Origin of the sequence: Niveispirillum sp. SYP-B3756 (genome assembly GCF_009495745.1) — a bacterium.
GTDB lineage: Bacteria > Pseudomonadota > Alphaproteobacteria > Azospirillales > Azospirillaceae > Niveispirillum.
In genome coordinates this window covers 382,195-397,338 of sequence record NZ_WIDQ01000001.1, presented here as the reverse complement: position 1 = coordinate 397,338, position 15,144 = coordinate 382,195, and the positions used below count along the sequence as shown (strand labels likewise).

Below are 15,144 nucleotides of genomic sequence, written 5' to 3'. Positions count from 1 at the left end.
CTGTTTTCTGCTGCCATGGAAGGTTCGCGCTCATGACCATCGGCCCCGATCCAAGCGCCAATGCCGCGATGGATGAGTTGACGGCCGATGATGTGGCGGAGTTCCTGAAAGAACATCCTGACTTTCTGACCCGCCGGCCAGATGTCATCCCGTACCTGATCCCCCCTGCCGGTCCGCATGGCGACAGCGTGGTGGATATGCGGCAATATCTGCTGGAAAAGCTGCGGGGGGAGCTGGGGCGGCTGTCCGACCAGCGGCGGGAACTGGTGGAAACCACCCGCGCCAATTTCCTCAACCAGCAGCGGGTTCATGCCGCCGTGCTGCACCTGCTGGCAGCCCAAGGGCTGGAAGAGCTGGTGCGTGCCGTGACCGGCGATCTGGCGGTGCTGCTGGACCTGGATGCCGCGGTGCTGGTGATGGAAAATCCCGATGACAAGATCGCCGTGCTGGCACCGCTGACCGGCCCGGCCGGGCTGGTGATGACCCCGCCAGGGGCGGTGAACCGCCTGCTGGGCCGGTCCGATGTGGCGTTGCGCGGGGATATTTTCGGGGCGGCCGACCTGTGGGGTCATTGCGAATTCCCCGTGCGGTCGGAAGCCCTGGTCCGCCTGCGCTTTGGCGCGACGGAGATGGGGGAGGGCACGGAAGGGCTGCTGGCTTTCGGTTCCATGGAGCCGGACATGTTCCAGCCCGGCCAGGCGACCGACCTGCTGGTCTTCCTGGCCGGCGTGGTGGAACGCGCCATCACCCTGCGGCTGGATTGAGGATATGGCAGGGCCGGCCCCCTTTCTGGGTTTCGCCGCCCAGCCAGATCTGGCAGACGCCATTGACCGCTGGCAGCGCTGGCTGGCCAATGAAAAGGGTTGTGCTCCGGCAACGCTGAAATCCTACAGCGCCGATCTGGCGGGTTTCCTGGCCTTCATCGCGGAATATCGCGGTCGTGCGCCGGGGCTGAGCGATCTGTCTGCGCTGGGGTTGGCTGATTTTCGCGCCTGGTTGTCGGCGCGGGCAGGGGAGGGGGCGGCGGCGGGCACAAGGGCGCGCGGGCTGGCGGGGGTGCGCAACCTGTTCCGTTGGCTGGACCGGCAGGGGATTGTGCATAATCCGGTCATACAGATTCTGGGCAGCCCCAAGGTGAAACGCCCGCTGCCTCGCCCGCTGACGGCACCGGACGCGGCGCAATTGCTGGATGCGGCGGCGGAGTTGCCGGAAGCGCCCTGGATCGGGCTGCGCGACCGGGCCTTGCTCACCTTGCTCTATGGCTGCGGCCTACGCATTTCCGAAGGGCTGGCCCTGAACCGCCATGATCTGCCGCCGGGGGCGGAGACCGTGCGGGTGCTGGGCAAGGGGGCCAAGGAACGGCAGGTGCCGCTACTGCCGGCGGTGCATCACGCCGTCGCCGCCTATCTGGAAGCCTGCCCCTTTCGCCTGCCGGGCAGCGCGCCCTTGTTCCTGGGGGCGCGGGGCGATCGGCTGAATGCCTCGGTGGCGCGCAAGGCGATGCAGGCGCTGCGTGGGTTGCTGGGCCTGCCGGACAGCGCCACCCCCCATGCGCTGCGCCACAGCTTTGCCACCCATCTGCTGGGCAGTGGGGCGGATCTGCGCGCCATTCAGGATTTGCTGGGCCATGCCAGCCTCTCCACCACCCAGCGCTATACCGATGTGGATGCGGAAACGCTGCTGTCCGTCTATGAAAATGCTCACCCCCGGGCCCTGAAGAAGGAAGGGTAGGACGGGTCGGCCCGATCAGCGGGGGAAGTCGTTGCGGATCAACGGGCAGGGGGAGACATTCCCTGGCAATGGGCCTTGCTGTTGCAACGTCGCGGCGGCAGGATGCCGGCCATCGAACCGCCATAGATATCGTCCAAGTTACCTTGAAATTGCTCCACCTCCCGCAAGGGAAGTCAGCATGGGAACGGAAAAATGCTGCGACGCCTTTTCATTGCCGCCTGTTTGTCTTTGGTGACCTTGCCCGCCCTGGCCCAGGGGGGAGCGCTGGATTTTACGGCGAAAGACCCGATCACGTTGGATGTGGCCAGCATCGACGTGGAAAGCGAGTATGTGGCGCCGATGAGGGAACCTAATGTCGATCACCTGATCACCATCACCCCATCGGATGCGGTGCGCCTTTGGGCTTCGCAGCGGCTGAAGGCTGGCGGCACACAGGGGCGTGCCCGTGTCATCATCCGTGATGCCTCGGTGAAGGAGAAGGAGTTGGCGCGGACCACGGGCATCAAGGGTTGGTTCACCAAGGACCAGTCCGAGCAATATGATGGTCGGCTTCAGGTTGATATCATTGTAGAGGGCACGGCGCGCGGCTTCTCTGGCAGCGTCTCGGCTATCGTCACCCGCTCCACCAGCGTGCGGGAGGATGTCAGTCTGGCAGAACGTGACAAGACCATGCTGGCCATGGTCACGGAAATGGGAACCGACCTGGATAGCCAGTTGGAGGCAGCCATCAAGGCCAACCTGTTCCCGGTGATCATCATCCAGTGATATAAAGAGCCATGGGGCATGGCTCTTTATAAGTGCGTTCGCCCTCAGGCGCCGGGCGGCGGCATCCGCCGCCCTGGCTTACGCGCACATGTGTGCGCGGGCCGGCGGTCGCCGGCCCGCGCAAGAGGGGGTAAAAGCCTTACGCGCTGGTCTTTACATGGCCGGCATCGCTGCCCTTGGCGACACCGACGATGGCTTCACGCAGCAGGCGGCCATGGATGGTGTAGCCCGCCTGCAGTACCTGCACCACAGTGCCCGGCACCTTGTCGGTGCCTTCCATCTCCATCATGATCTGATGGAAATTCGGGTCGGCCGGCTGGCCCAGGGCTTCCATGCGGGTGATGCCGGCGCGGTCGAAGGCAGCTTCCAGCTGGCGCTCCGTCGCTTCCACCCCGGTCAGCAGGTTGCTGACGCCGGCATTCTCGGCGCGGGTTTCCGGCGACACGGCTTCCACGGCGCGGCGCAGATTGTCGGCCACGGCCAGCAGATCCTTGGCGAACTTGGCCACGGCGTATTTGGCGGTGTCTTCCCGCTCCCGCTCGGCCCGGCGGCGGATATTCTCCGCTTCTGCCAGGGAACGCAGCAGCTGGTCCTTCAGTTGGGCGACCTCCGCCTCCAACGCGGCAACGCGGCCGGCATCGGCGGCGGGTGCGACCGCCTCGGCCTGTTCGGCACCGGTGGCGGTTTCGGTTTCGTTGGTGTTGGTCGTCTCACTCATCGCGGTTCCAAGCCTCGGGCTTTTTACGAAACGTCATCCGGCGGGCTGCCGGTGACAGAGGTTTAGGGGGGATTGTCCCGCCTGTCGAGATGATAGGCGGGTTGGAGATGGTGTTTCACACGGGTCGATTGCAAGGGGGGAACCGTCACCGCCCCTATCCCATCAGCCGCCCGATCACCTTGGCGGTATAATCCACCATGGGGATGATGCGGGCGTAATTGATGCGGGCGGGGCCGATCACGCCGATGGCCCCGACAATCTGTTCCTTGGTGTTCATATAGGGGCTGACGATCATGGAACAGCCGGCATGGCTGAACAGCTCGCTTTCCGCGCCGATGAAAATCTGCACCCCTTCGGCCTTGCCGGTGGCATCCAGCATCCGCATCATCTGCTCGCGGGTTTCCAGCGCTTCGAACAGGTTGCGGATGCGCTCCAGGTCGGACAGGGCCGTCACATCCTCCAGCAGCCGGGCTTGACCGCGCACGATCAGGTAACCCTGGCTGTCGCGCGTGCCGGCCCAGGTGGCCAGCCCGGTTTCCACCACCTTGGCGGTCAGCGTATCCAGCTGGCTTTTCTGCTCCTCCATCTCCTTCTGGATGAAGGCGCGGGCTTCGGCCAGGGTGCGGCCGACCACGCGGGCATTCAGGTAATTGCTGGCCATCTGCAGGGCAGAGGGTGGCAGGCCCACAGCCACCTCCACCACCCGGTTTTCCACCAAGCCATCTTCCGTCACCAGCACCACCAGGGCGCGGCCGGGCGACAGGTTGATGAATTCGATATGTTTCAGCGGCCGGTCGGTCTTGGGGGCCAGCACCAATCCTGCGCAGGAGGACAGGCCCGACAGCAGGTTCGTCGCCTCCTCCAGCATTTCCGGCATGGACCTGCCACCGGCGGCGCAGCGCGCCTCGATATCTGTGCGCTCCTTCTCCGACAGGGCGCCGATTTCCAGAATGCCATTGACGAACAGGCGCAGGCCCGCATCGGTGGGCACACGGCCCGCAGAGGTGTGCGGGGCCATCAGCAGGCCCAGATCCTCCAGATCCGCCATGACATTGCGGATGGTGGCCGGCGACAGCGCGGTGGTGAGCCGGCGCGACAGGGTGCGGGAACCCACCGGTTCCCCCGTCTGGACATAGGCTTCCACGATTTCGCGGAACACCTCACGCGAGCGCTGGTTCAGTTCGCTGATCATGCCCTTCGCAATTTATCTGCCACATTTACAAAGAAGGAGCTTAGGCGCGGGCGCGGCGCAAATCAACGGACGGTCATGCCCGGCAGGCAAGTGGACTTCGCTAGGCTGGCGTTGGTATGAGAATGCAGCGATTCAATCAGACCCGAAATGGATAATCCCATGACCCGCCCCTCCGGCCGCCTTGCCGACCAGCTCCGCGCCGTCAGCCTGGAAACCCACTTCTCCCGCCATGCCGAAGGCTCCTGCTTCGTGAAGTTCGGTGACACGCATGTGCTGTGCACCGCCAGCGTGGAAGAGAAGGTGCCGCCCTTCCTGCGCGGCAAGGGGGAGGGCTGGGTGACGGCGGAATATGGCATGTTGCCCCGCTCCACCCACACCCGCACCGACCGTGAGGCCGCCAAGGGCAAGCAGTCCGGCCGCACCCAAGAAATCCAGCGCCTGATCGGTCGTTCCTTGCGCGCCGTCACCGATGTAAAGGCGATGGGCGAGATTCAGGTGAAGGTGGATTGCGATGTGATCCAGGCCGATGGCGGCACCCGCACGGCATCGATCACCGGCGCCTATGTCGCCCTGCATCTGGCCTTTCAGCACCTGCAACGCATCGGCGTGCTGAAGGAAATCCCGCTGATCGACCAGGTGGCCGCCATTTCCTGCGGCATCTATAATGGCGTGCCGGTGCTGGACCTGGATTACCCGGAAGACAGCAATGCCGGGGCCGACGCCAATTTCGTGCTGACCGGCCGTGGCGGCATCGTGGAAATCCAGGGCACGGCAGAGGATAAGCCGTTCCAGGAGGCCGAGTTCCTGACGCTGCTGTCGCTGGCCCGCAAGGGCATCGCCGAACTGACGGCGATGCAGCGGGCTGTGCTGGGGCTGTGAGGGTGTGGCCATCGGGTGGTGTCGGTTGACGATGCCACCCCTTGACCTCTGCCGGGGAATCGCCACCATGATGGTGTGATTGAAGGAACGGCTGATGACGATCCAGACCAACCAGTCGGGGCCCAAACGACAGGCCAGCCTCTCCATTTCCGCTGATCTGCTGGCGCAGGCGGAAAGCCTGTCGATTGACCTTTCCGCTGCGGCAGAGCGGGGAATTCAACTGGCCATCCGCCAACAGGCTGAACAGGATTGGCTGGACCGGAACCGCGATGCCATCCAGAGCGCCAATGATCATGTAAGCCAGCATGGGATGCCGTTGCAGCAGTTCAGGCAGTTCTGATGGCTCGCTTCGATGTTTACCCGCTGGGCAGCGGCACCGGCTATGTGCTGGATGTGCAGGCCAACCTCCTGCGTGATTTGAATACAAGGATGGTGGTGCCGCTGGTCGCCCGCTCCCAAGCACCGAAGCCGATCAGCCGTCTGAACCCGATATTTCGGGTGATGGGAGAGGATTTTGTCATGATGACGCAACAGCAGACGATGGCGCGTTTTCAAGTGGGGTGCCAATAGATTATATTTTTGATTGGGATGATGCCAAATCACGGATTTTATGAAGGTGCTAAATGGACCTATTTCATTATACGAAAGAAGAAAGTGCATTTAAAATTATTGAAAGTAGAAGCTTGCGAGCTAGTCGTTTTGACTCGCTTAATGATACGCAAGAGGTTAAGCATATAGACTCTTTTCTTGAAAGAGAAATTGAAGCCGGTGTTGAGATATTTTTCAATAATCTTCCAAGAAAGGAAAAAAATAGAATAAAGTCTGTTTCTAAGAAACAAAATGTTTTCCGTTTTTCTTCATATTCAGCGCATCGCTTGCTAACAGTTTGTCGTCACGTGCTTTTTTCAGAGAGAGAAAATCGCCCGGCTGCTCTTGATCCATTTATTATATCATTTTGTTCTCATGATGAGGGGGCATATGAGTATAACAATGGAATGTTAAGCCAATGGAGGGCGTATGGTAGAGATGGCTATTGTTTAGTTTTCGATAGACAAAAAATGTCGCATTTTTTAGAGATGGAAAGGGATGAATTCATTTATAATTTTTGTGAAATTGCGGATGTTTGTTATGGTCACGATATTTATTATTTTCGTAAATCACATGACTTCCTGATTCGGGCCGGTGTGGATGCAGCATCCAGGGGAATATACAACAGAGATGATGAAATGTTTTATCTTCTTCAAAAATTTATCAGCGAGTACGTTAAATGTTCTGTTATTTTTAAGCACATTGGATTCATTGAAGAAAGAGAAACGCGAATTATTCTTAGTCCTGTTGGAAAAGAACTGAGAGAGATTTTTGAAAAAAATGGAGAAAAAATAGACAGGAAAGAAAAGGAAAAAATTTCAAATGCAGAAGGATTGCCTAATATATACCTAAATTTTGAAGAAAAATTCCCATTAAAAAAAGTTATTGTCGGTCCTGGGCTTGATCAGGATGAAAGACTTAATAAAATGAAAAATTTGGTTGCTGGTTCTGTTCCTGTGATAAAATCTGAGACTCCGTATATCGATAGAACCACATGTAGGCATAGATAAGTGAAGACCATGTCCGCCCCCCGTCAGTTCACCGGCGATACGCTGGTCATCGCCACCCATAACAAGGGCAAGGTGCCGGAAATCGCTGCTCTGCTGAAAGATTATGTGGCGAAGTTTCCGTCCGCTGGGGAACTGGGGCTGGCGGAGCCGGAGGAGACCGAAAGCACCTATATCGGCAATGCGGCCTTGAAGGCGCGGGCGGCCGCCATCGCGTCGGGCCTCCCGGCGCTGGCGGATGACAGCGGGGTGTCGGTGGCGGGGCTGGATGGGGCGCCGGGCATCTATTCGGCCCGCTGGGCTGGACCGGGCAAGGATTTCACCCTGGCCATGGAAAGGGTACAACGGGAGTTGGAGGCCGCCACCGATCGCAAGGGTGACCGCGCCGCCTTCATCTGCGCCCTGGCCCTGGCCTGGCCCGATGGGCATGTGGAGGCAGTGGAGGGCCGGCTGGACGGCACCCTGACCTTTCCGCCACGCGGTGGACGCGGCTTCGGTTATGATCCCATCTTCACCCCCGATGGCTATACCATCACTTGTGGTGAGATGGACCCGGCAGAGAAACAAGCCATCAGCCACCGCGCCGATGCTTTCCGGAAGTTGAAGATTTTGTGTTTCGGGGCAAAATGACTCGCCAAGGGGTGTTTGTTCCTGTATTGTTCTGCATCGCATCGATATTGATGCGGAACATGGGGGGAACAGATGATCGGCTATGTAACGCTGGGCACCAATGATCTGGCGCGGGGTGCGCCCTTCTATGATGCCATCGCGGCGGAACTGGGCGTGGGCCGGATGATGGAATTTCCCACCGGCATCGCCTGGGGCAAGCCGGGTGGCGCTGCTGGTGTGGCGCTGATGAAGCCCTATGACGGCAACCCCGCCACGGTGGGCAATGGCGTGATGGTGGCGTTTGAGGCGAAGGACACGGAACAGGTCCATCGCCTCTACGATATCGCCATCGCCCATGGCGGCACGTGCGAGGGCCCGCCGGGCCCGCGTGGTGACAGCTTCTATGCCGCCTATTTCCGTGATCTGGACGGCAATAAGCTGAATGCCTTCATCATGACCGGTCCGGTGTGATTGGCAACACCATGGCAGGGCGGTCACCGCCCTGCCATGTCCGGCCATGGCTTGCCAGGGCCGGGGCGCTCCGCCATATCCAGCACTTCGCTTGGGGGGGATGGTGTGATGGTGGGGCAGACGGGACAGCTTCCGGGCGTGGAAACGGCGGGGGGCTTCCCCGATCCGGGTTTCGCGCTCTATGTGCATTGGCCGTTCTGCGCCAGCAAATGCCCCTATTGCGACTTCAATTCCCATGTGCGGGAAAACGTGGACCATGAAAGCTGGGCCGAAGGGCTGTTGCGGGAGCTGGACCATTTCGCCGATCTGACGCCGGGCCGGCGATTAACGTCGGTTTTCTTCGGCGGGGGCACGCCATCGCTGATGCGGCCGGAAACGGTGGCCGCCATCCTGCGCCGGGCGGATGAGCGCTGGGGCCTGCCGGCGGGCACCGAGGTGACGCTGGAGGCAAACCCGACCAGTGTGGAGGCGGCGAAGTTCCGGGGCTTCCGCGCCGCTGGGGTCAACCGCGTCAGCCTGGGTATCCAGTCCCTGAATGCAGCGGACTTGCAGGCGCTGGGCCGCCGGCATTCGGCCGAGGATGCGCTGGCGGCCATCGCCCTGGCGCGTGACCTGTTCCCGCGCTACAGCTTCGATCTGATCTATGCCCGCCCCGGCCAGACGGTGGCGGCGTGGCGGGAGGAGCTGCACCGCGCGCTGGACCATGCGGTCGGCCATCTCTCGCTCTATCAGTTGACGATTGAGGAGGGAACGCAGTTCCACACGCTGCACGCCCGCGGCGATCTGGTGCTGCCGGCAGAAGAGGTGCAGGGCGACCTGTATGCCATGACGCAGGAGGTGCTGAATGCCGCCGGCCTGCCGGCCTATGAGGTTTCCAACCATGCGCGTCCGGGGCAGGAAAGCCGCCACAATCTGACCTATTGGCGCTATGGCGATTATGTCGGCATCGGGCCGGGTGCCCATGGCCGGCTGACGCTGGAGGGGGAGAAGCGGGCCACCCGCACCCACCGCGCGCCGGAGGTTTGGCTGGAACGCACGCTCGCCATCGGCACCGGTGCCAAACCGTTCGAACCGGTGGCGGCACAGGACCGGCTGACGGAAATGCTGATGATGGGTCTGCGCCTGTCCGAAGGCGTGCCGCTGGCCCGAGTGCAGGCGGAAACCGGCAAGCCTTTGGCGGATTGGCTAGCCCCCGACGCCCTGCCCCGCCTGCAGCGGATCGGGATGCTGGAACAGGTGGGGCAGGGGACGGCCAGCGTGTTGCGCGCCACCGCTGATGGGCGGGAGCGGCTGAACGCCGTGCTGGCGGCGCTGCTGGGGTGACATCGCGTTCAGAACCCGCCCCATATTCAAAGCCGGATTCTGGTGTATGATCCGTCTGATCGTTTCCTTGGGGGAGAGCTTCCATGGCGATTTCCGTTTCCATCACCCAGGCGAAGCTGGATCTTGCCGCCCTGGTGGCGCGCAGCGAGGCGGGGGAGGAAATCATCCTCACCCGTGACGGTGCACCGGTTGCCAAGCTGATGGGCTTGGCAACAAAGCCGGTTGTTTATGGGGACTTGCAGGGCTTGTGGATGGCAGATGAGCAGTCACTGCCGGAAGAACTGCTCTCGGCCTTCGAACCGAAAATGGATCAGCAGTGAACCATCCGATTTCGATTTCATACGCGATATTTTAAGTTGTATTCTTTATTATTTTTTTGATAAAATTTTTATATCTAATTTTCATTATATAATAGTTCGGAAAAACTAAATATACGAGCATTGAAAATAATAGTACATTAAAACTTAAACTAAAAACAGAATACATAAAAAAAATTAGAGAAAAGAAAATATAAATAGATCTGAACAGGATGTTGGTTCTTATAATAAAATTAACAATCAAAACATCATTAGCCAAGTCAAAATGGACGGATCCACCCTCAATGGCTACAAATAAGTCGGTTGATAATCTAATAAATTTTAAATCCATAAATTCAACGCGATTGTCCGAAACCGTTACCTTGAGCGACTTGCCATTTTTCTCAGATTTTATATTTTTTATAAGGTCGTCGATGGAAAATTCATTTCCAACCAAGCAAGAAAAACGACCTGACGCATCAAATGGGAACATTTCCATCTCATCAACAAATGACAATATATAGAATTAAGCATGGCATTCCCACTTGAAGGGAGCGCCAAATAAGTTCTCAGAAGCTTTACTTTTCTTCACGCCGCGCTGGCCACCGGGGCCACCACGCCGGCCAGCGTCAGCGCCGCCATGGCCAGATGTTCGGCGGCCAGGACGGGGGAGAGGTTGTAGAAGGACTTCCAGGCCAGGGCGCCCAGGGGATCATCATGGTGCGGGTGCAGCAGGCACCAATGGCGGGCCACCGCCTCGGCAATCACCTTGTCGGTTGACAGCAGGCCGGGCCAGCGCACCGCCTGATGCACGGCCAGCACTTCCGACATGGCCCACAGCGCCTCCACCGTCAATTGCCGGTATTCCGGGTTCAGGATACGGTCCAGCCGCCATTCCACCTCCCGCGCGAAATCGCGTTCCGCTGGCGTGCTGTCGGCGCGCAGGGTGGCGCTGCTCAACCGGTGGTCGGGCTGGGAGGCGTCGGCGATGGCCAGTTCCTCGCAATGGCGCAGCACGGCCCAGACGCGCATGAAGAATTCATCGGGCACCGGCAACAGCGTGCCGGTGACATCGCGCCAGCCCCACCAATCGCCCCCGGCCAGGGCATGGGCGGCCCAATGGTCGCTTTCCAGGGCGAATTCCGGCTGATCCACTGCGCAATTGCGCGCCAGTACCGGCAGGCAGAAATCCCCCGTCATGCCGGGGCAGCGGGAAATCAGCCGGCGCAGCCGCGTCAGCATGGCGTGCGGCCCCTCCGCCTTCAGCAGGTCCAAAGCCTGGGCGTCCGCCAGGCCGCGCTGGCGGGCCAGGGACCGGCAGAGCAAACCCAGCAGCTCCGCCGGGCGGGCCGACAGCGTGTAGCGGAACAGTTCAGGGCTGGCCTTGATCAACATGCCGCTGAACAACAGCATTTCTTCGCGCAGCATGATGGTCGCACCATCGCCACCCAGGGCCGCCAGCCGGTTGGTGATGGTGGCATTGTCCACCGGCCGGTCAACCAGGGAGCCATGATCATGCCAGGCCCCGAACATCACATGTTTCTGCCGGACGACGATTTCCTTCACCGCATCCTGCAACCGCTCATCATGGCGGCCCAGCAGGAAGGCCAGCGGGCGCACGATATCCCAACGGTCGGCCCCGCCGGCCGCCCGGTAGAGCCGTTCGGCCATGACCAGCAGGCTGGGCCCGTCGGGATGCGGCTGGAAATCCCGCCCCTGGCGGTGCCAGAGCAGACCCAGCATGTGCAGATGCCGCCCGACATGCCGTTCCTCCGGCAGGTGATGGGCCAGCCAGGGCGTGTCCGCCTCCTCCAGCTTGGTCTGCTCTTCCGCCGTCAGGGCAGGGGCCGCCAGGTCGAAGATATCCCCCACCGGCATCGGCCGCACCGGCCGGGAGGTGACCGGGCAGGAGGGGGCGGTATCCTGTAGCGAGACGATGCGGGCAGCGGCATAGCTGTCCGCCAGATCGCCGCCGCGCACAAACGTGTCCGGCACATTGCCGTTGCACAGGTCGGTCAGGGTGCGCGCCAGCTCGTCAAAGGCCCCGCCTGCCGCCATGGCGCGGGTGACCGGGAACACCATCAGCGGCGGCTTGGTGAAGGTCCAGGCGCGGTTGATATAGGCCACCTCCGACAGCAGCCGTTCCACCAGGAAGCCGTTATCGAAGGTGAAATAAAACCCGTCCTGCCCATCAACAAAGGTGGGGATGATGACGGCAGGCTGCCCGGCAAAGCGATAGCCGCAGCCGGTGATCAGCGTGCCCAGCCGGCGCGGCGGCCGGCCCGACAGGCCCAGCGGCGGGCAGCTTCCCAGCTCCGCCAGCGCCCCCACCAGCACATCGGCATGGCAGATATGGATGGACTGGCCCGCCTGTTCCAGCGTCTGGCACCAGAGCCCATGGTCACGCAGCTTGCCACGCACCGCCGCATCCTCGGCCAGCACCACCAGACGCAGCGGCACCGGCGGCTTGGGCTTCAGCTTGGCGCGGCGGTTCAGCGGGTCAATATCGCCGGCGGACAGGAAGCCTTCATCCAGCAACAACCCCATGATGAACAGGCTCTGCGCCCAGAGCAGGGGCACATTATCATTGGGGATACGCGGCTGGCTGCCGGGATGGGCCTTTTCCGCCTCCACCGCCTCTTCCGGCACAATGAACAGTTCCGGCAGCAGGGCGTCGGCGTCGCGCTGCACCAGCAGCTTTTCCAGCTTTTCCCGATAATCGGCGGCGCTGCGGGCATCACCCGTCAACAGGGCGGTGACATAGAGATAGGTGAAGAATAGCGGCCATTCGCTTTCAATGCCGCGAAACCGCTCCAACTCGCCAGCCTCGTAATGCAGGCGGGCATGGTCTTCCAGCACGGTCTGGTGCCCGTCGCGCAGGAAACGCTTGCAGCCATAGGGACCGGCCAGCTTGTCCAGAATCTCAGCGCGCGTGCGCTCCACAATCTCCGGCACATCCACGGCGAAGGCGGGCCAGCCGATGACACCCAGCAGGGCGGCATCCACCTCTTTCGAGCCGCTTTCGCGGGGCAGCAGGGCTTCCAGCGTGGCGCGGGCGCGGGCAATTTCGTCCGGTACGGCGTGGATCACCGCCACGCGGCCGCCATCCTCCCCGAACAGGTCCAGGCCCTGGATGGCCTCCAGCGCGGCCTTGGCCATGCCGATGGAACTGGCATTCAGCTCCACGGCGCCATCATTGATCTTGCGCCCCCGCTCCCAGATGCCGAAATCGGCGATTCGATAGGCGGGGCCGATGTAATGCACAAGGTTCTGGACAAAGGCCACCTCATCCATCGTGTAGATCAGGTTCATGCCACAGCGCGTCATCTGCGCCAGCATCAGCAGGAACAGGGAAGTGGCATCGATCTGCAGGTGCCCCCAGCCATCATCGGCCGCCACCGCTTCCCCGGTGGCGGCGGAATATATCGCGTGCAGGCTGTCCAGCGGGGCCTGGGTATGTTTGAACCGCTCCACCTTGGCGGCCTGTTTCATCATGGCCTGCAGCAGGCCGCGCATGGTCTTGATGACGCTCTGTTCCAGCAGGCGGGCGCGGGCGGCACTGTCGCCCCGGCGGCGCAAGGCCAGCGCCAGCGCCCAGGGCCCGATGATGGAATAGACATTATCGCGCACCCAGGCATGGGTGTAATTGCCATGCACGGTGATGGCGGTGCTGGCCGGCAGCAGCCCGGTCACCGGGTGCTGGCGGGACAGGATCACCCGGTTCACATGGTCGAACAGCCGGTCCAGCGCCTGCTTTGACGCTTCGACCCCGGCTTTGCCCACCCCACGTGGCAAGGGTGCATCCACCATTCCCCATCCCCTCAAACGCGTTCCGGTACCATTATTCCGGCTGTAAAGAAGACTGTAACAGGAAACCGATGCGTGCAACCGTTGCATTGCACCATGCTATGCGAAATCATGGGGCGCCGGGGCGGGTCACGCATCGGCAGCGTTCATTCATCCGCCTTCCTTCCCCCTGTCCCGGAAAGCCTGTCCGCAGATGATCGACCAGCGCGCCAGTGGCATCCTGATGCATCCGACCTCCCTGCCCGGCGGGCATGGCATTGGCGATCTGGGGCCGGCGGCCCGGCGCTTTCTGGAACAGTTGGACATGGCGGGGCAGCAGGTCTGGCAGATCCTGCCGCTGGCCCCCACCAGCATGGGCAACAGCCCCTATTCCGCCCTGTCCAGCTTTGCCGGCAACCCGCTGCTGATCAGCTTCGATGATCTGGTGGCCGATGGTTTTGCCCCGGCCAGCCTGCTGGACGGGCTGCCGGGGAATGAGGCCGCGCGGGTGGATTATGACCGGGTGGCCGGGGCCAAGCTGGCAGCCCTGGATCAGGTGGCCGATGCCTTTCTGAAACGCCCGCCGGAAGATGCGGAATGGGGCGATTTTGAGCTGTTCCTGGCCCACAATGAGGCGGAATGGCTGGATGATTTCGCGCTTTACACCGTGTTGAAGCAACGCCATGGCGGTTCTGCCTGGATGGGCTGGGAACCGCTGCTGGCCACGCGCGATCCGGTGGAGCTGGACGCGGCGCGGGAAGCGCTGGGCCATGAACTGGCCAAGGTGAAGGTGATCCAGTTCCTGTTCTTCCGGCAATGGCAGCGCCTGAAGGCGGCGGCCAACCGCCGCGCCATCCGTATCATGGGCGATCTGCCGATTTTCGTGGCCGGTGATAGTGCCGATGTCTGGGCCAACCGGCATCTGTTCGAGATGGCAGAGGATGGCAGCCCCACCCTGGTGGCCGGTGTGCCGCCCGATTATTTCAGCGCCACCGGCCAGCGCTGGGGCAACCCGCTCTACCGCTGGGACGCGCATCGGGCAGAGGGTTTCGCCTGGTGGCACCGCCGCATCCTGAAGACGCTGGAGACGGTGGACATGGTGCGAATCGACCATTTCCGCGGCTTTGAAAGCTATTGGGAAATCCCGGCGTCGGAGGAAACCGCCATCAATGGTCGCTGGGTGCCGGCACCGGGCTATGAGCTGTTCCAGTCCCTGCGCGACCGGTTCGGTGAACTGCCGATCATCGCCGAAGATCTGGGTATCATCACCCCGGAGGTCGAACGGCTGCGCGACCATTTCGGCTTCCCCGGAATGCGGGTGCTGCCCTTTGAATGGGGCGATCATTTCGATCCGGGCCAGTACGATCCCAACCGTTACAGCGCCAACAGCGTCTTCTATACCGGCACCCATGACAATGACACGATCATGGGCTGGTTCAACAGCCTGGGCGGGCGCGACAGTGATCGCGGCGGCACCATCCTGCATTATCTGGGCAGCGATGGCTGGGCGCCGCAATGGGATTTCATCCGCTTTGCCCTGGGCGTGAATTCCCACCTGACCATCACGCCCTTGCAGGATGTGCTGGGCCTGGGCACGGAAGCGCGGATGAATATACCGGGCCTGCCCGATGGCAATTGGGGCTGGCGCCTGCAGGCGGAATTGCTGACCGACGGGCACCTGACCTATCTGCGCCAACTGACGGCGGCGGCGGGGCGGGTGTGAGGGCCTGTCCGGAAAATTCTATGTTTTTTTCAGTTCTTTACGCGATTGTACTTTCT

The 15,144-nt window shown here is 61.5% G+C and carries 15 protein-coding genes; 12 read left to right on the top strand and 3 right to left on the bottom strand.

The features are described from left to right. The first annotated feature begins 32 nt into the window (after positions 1-32). The 3 genes from GE253_RS01885 (at position 33) to GE253_RS01875 (ending at position 2,496) form a co-directional block, all read left to right on the top strand. A complete protein-coding gene (locus GE253_RS01885) occupies positions 33-764 on the top strand; it encodes a DUF484 family protein (protein ID WP_247878427.1) in 732 nt (243 codons plus the stop codon). 4 nt (positions 765-768) lie between these two features. Then, positions 769-1,731 carry a tyrosine recombinase XerC gene (locus GE253_RS01880; protein ID WP_153202421.1) on the top strand — a complete coding sequence of 321 codons (963 nt, stop codon included), beginning with the start codon at positions 769-771 and terminating at the stop codon, positions 1,729-1,731. Between the two features lie 192 nt (positions 1,732-1,923). Continuing rightward, positions 1,924-2,496 (top strand): hypothetical protein, encoded by a 573-nt coding sequence (locus tag GE253_RS01875; protein ID WP_153202420.1) that lies wholly within the window; start codon positions 1,924-1,926, stop codon positions 2,494-2,496. 139 nt (positions 2,497-2,635) lie between these two features. Here GE253_RS01875 and grpE read toward each other — a convergent pair whose 3' ends face one another. Next, the gene (gene grpE, locus GE253_RS01870) at positions 2,636-3,214 is read right to left on the bottom strand and encodes a nucleotide exchange factor GrpE (RefSeq protein ID WP_153202419.1); all 579 of its coding nucleotides are present in this window, start codon (positions 3,212-3,214) and stop codon (positions 2,636-2,638) included. 154 nt (positions 3,215-3,368) lie between these two features. Beyond that, positions 3,369-4,406 (bottom strand): heat-inducible transcriptional repressor HrcA, encoded by a 1,038-nt coding sequence (gene hrcA, locus GE253_RS01865; protein WP_153202418.1) that lies wholly within the window; start codon positions 4,404-4,406, stop codon positions 3,369-3,371. A gap of 159 nt (positions 4,407-4,565) precedes the next feature. Between hrcA and rph the strand changes: the two genes are divergently transcribed. The 8 genes from rph (at position 4,566) to GE253_RS01825 (ending at position 9,603) form a co-directional block, all read left to right on the top strand. After that, complete coding sequence (rph, locus tag GE253_RS01860) at positions 4,566-5,285, top strand: ribonuclease PH (RefSeq protein ID WP_153202417.1); 720 nt, start codon at positions 4,566-4,568, stop codon at positions 5,283-5,285. A gap of 94 nt (positions 5,286-5,379) precedes the next feature. After that, the gene (locus GE253_RS01855; protein WP_153202416.1) at positions 5,380-5,625 is read left to right on the top strand and encodes a type II toxin-antitoxin system CcdA family antitoxin; all 246 of its coding nucleotides are present in this window, start codon (positions 5,380-5,382) and stop codon (positions 5,623-5,625) included. Further along, positions 5,625-5,855: a CcdB family protein gene (locus GE253_RS01850; RefSeq protein ID WP_153202415.1), complete on the top strand. Its 231-nt coding sequence runs from the start codon at positions 5,625-5,627 to the stop codon at positions 5,853-5,855. Before GE253_RS01855 ends, GE253_RS01850 begins: the two co-directional genes overlap by 1 nt. 53 nt (positions 5,856-5,908) lie before the next feature. Next, positions 5,909-6,883 (top strand): DUF2971 domain-containing protein, encoded by a 975-nt coding sequence (locus GE253_RS01845; RefSeq protein ID WP_153202414.1) that lies wholly within the window; start codon positions 5,909-5,911, stop codon positions 6,881-6,883. Between the two features lie 9 nt (positions 6,884-6,892). Beyond that, positions 6,893-7,510 carry an RdgB/HAM1 family non-canonical purine NTP pyrophosphatase gene (rdgB, locus tag GE253_RS01840; RefSeq protein ID WP_153202413.1) on the top strand — a complete coding sequence of 206 codons (618 nt, stop codon included), beginning with the start codon at positions 6,893-6,895 and terminating at the stop codon, positions 7,508-7,510. Positions 7,511-7,582: 72 nt separating this feature from the next. Further along, positions 7,583-7,960 (top strand): VOC family protein, encoded by a 378-nt coding sequence (locus GE253_RS01835; protein WP_153202412.1) that lies wholly within the window; start codon positions 7,583-7,585, stop codon positions 7,958-7,960. 108 nt (positions 7,961-8,068) lie between these two features. Then, positions 8,069-9,283 (top strand): radical SAM family heme chaperone HemW, encoded by a 1,215-nt coding sequence (gene hemW, locus GE253_RS01830; protein ID WP_153202411.1) that lies wholly within the window; start codon positions 8,069-8,071, stop codon positions 9,281-9,283. Positions 9,284-9,366: 83 nt separating this feature from the next. After that, positions 9,367-9,603 (top strand): type II toxin-antitoxin system prevent-host-death family antitoxin, encoded by a 237-nt coding sequence (locus tag GE253_RS01825; RefSeq protein WP_153202410.1) that lies wholly within the window; start codon positions 9,367-9,369, stop codon positions 9,601-9,603. 564 nt (positions 9,604-10,167) lie between these two features. On the opposite strand, the gene GE253_RS01820 is transcribed toward GE253_RS01825, so the two are convergent. Next, on the bottom strand, positions 10,168-13,389 hold the full coding sequence (locus GE253_RS01820) for a glycoside hydrolase family 15 protein (protein ID WP_173012447.1): 3,222 nt from the start codon (positions 13,387-13,389) through the stop codon (positions 10,168-10,170). 190 nt (positions 13,390-13,579) lie between these two features. On the opposite strand from GE253_RS01820, the gene malQ reads away from it, so the two are divergent. After that, positions 13,580-15,088, top strand: a complete 1,509-nt coding sequence (malQ, locus tag GE253_RS01815) for a 4-alpha-glucanotransferase (RefSeq protein WP_153202408.1) — start codon at positions 13,580-13,582, stop codon at positions 15,086-15,088. The last annotated feature ends 56 nt before the right edge of the window (positions 15,089-15,144 follow it).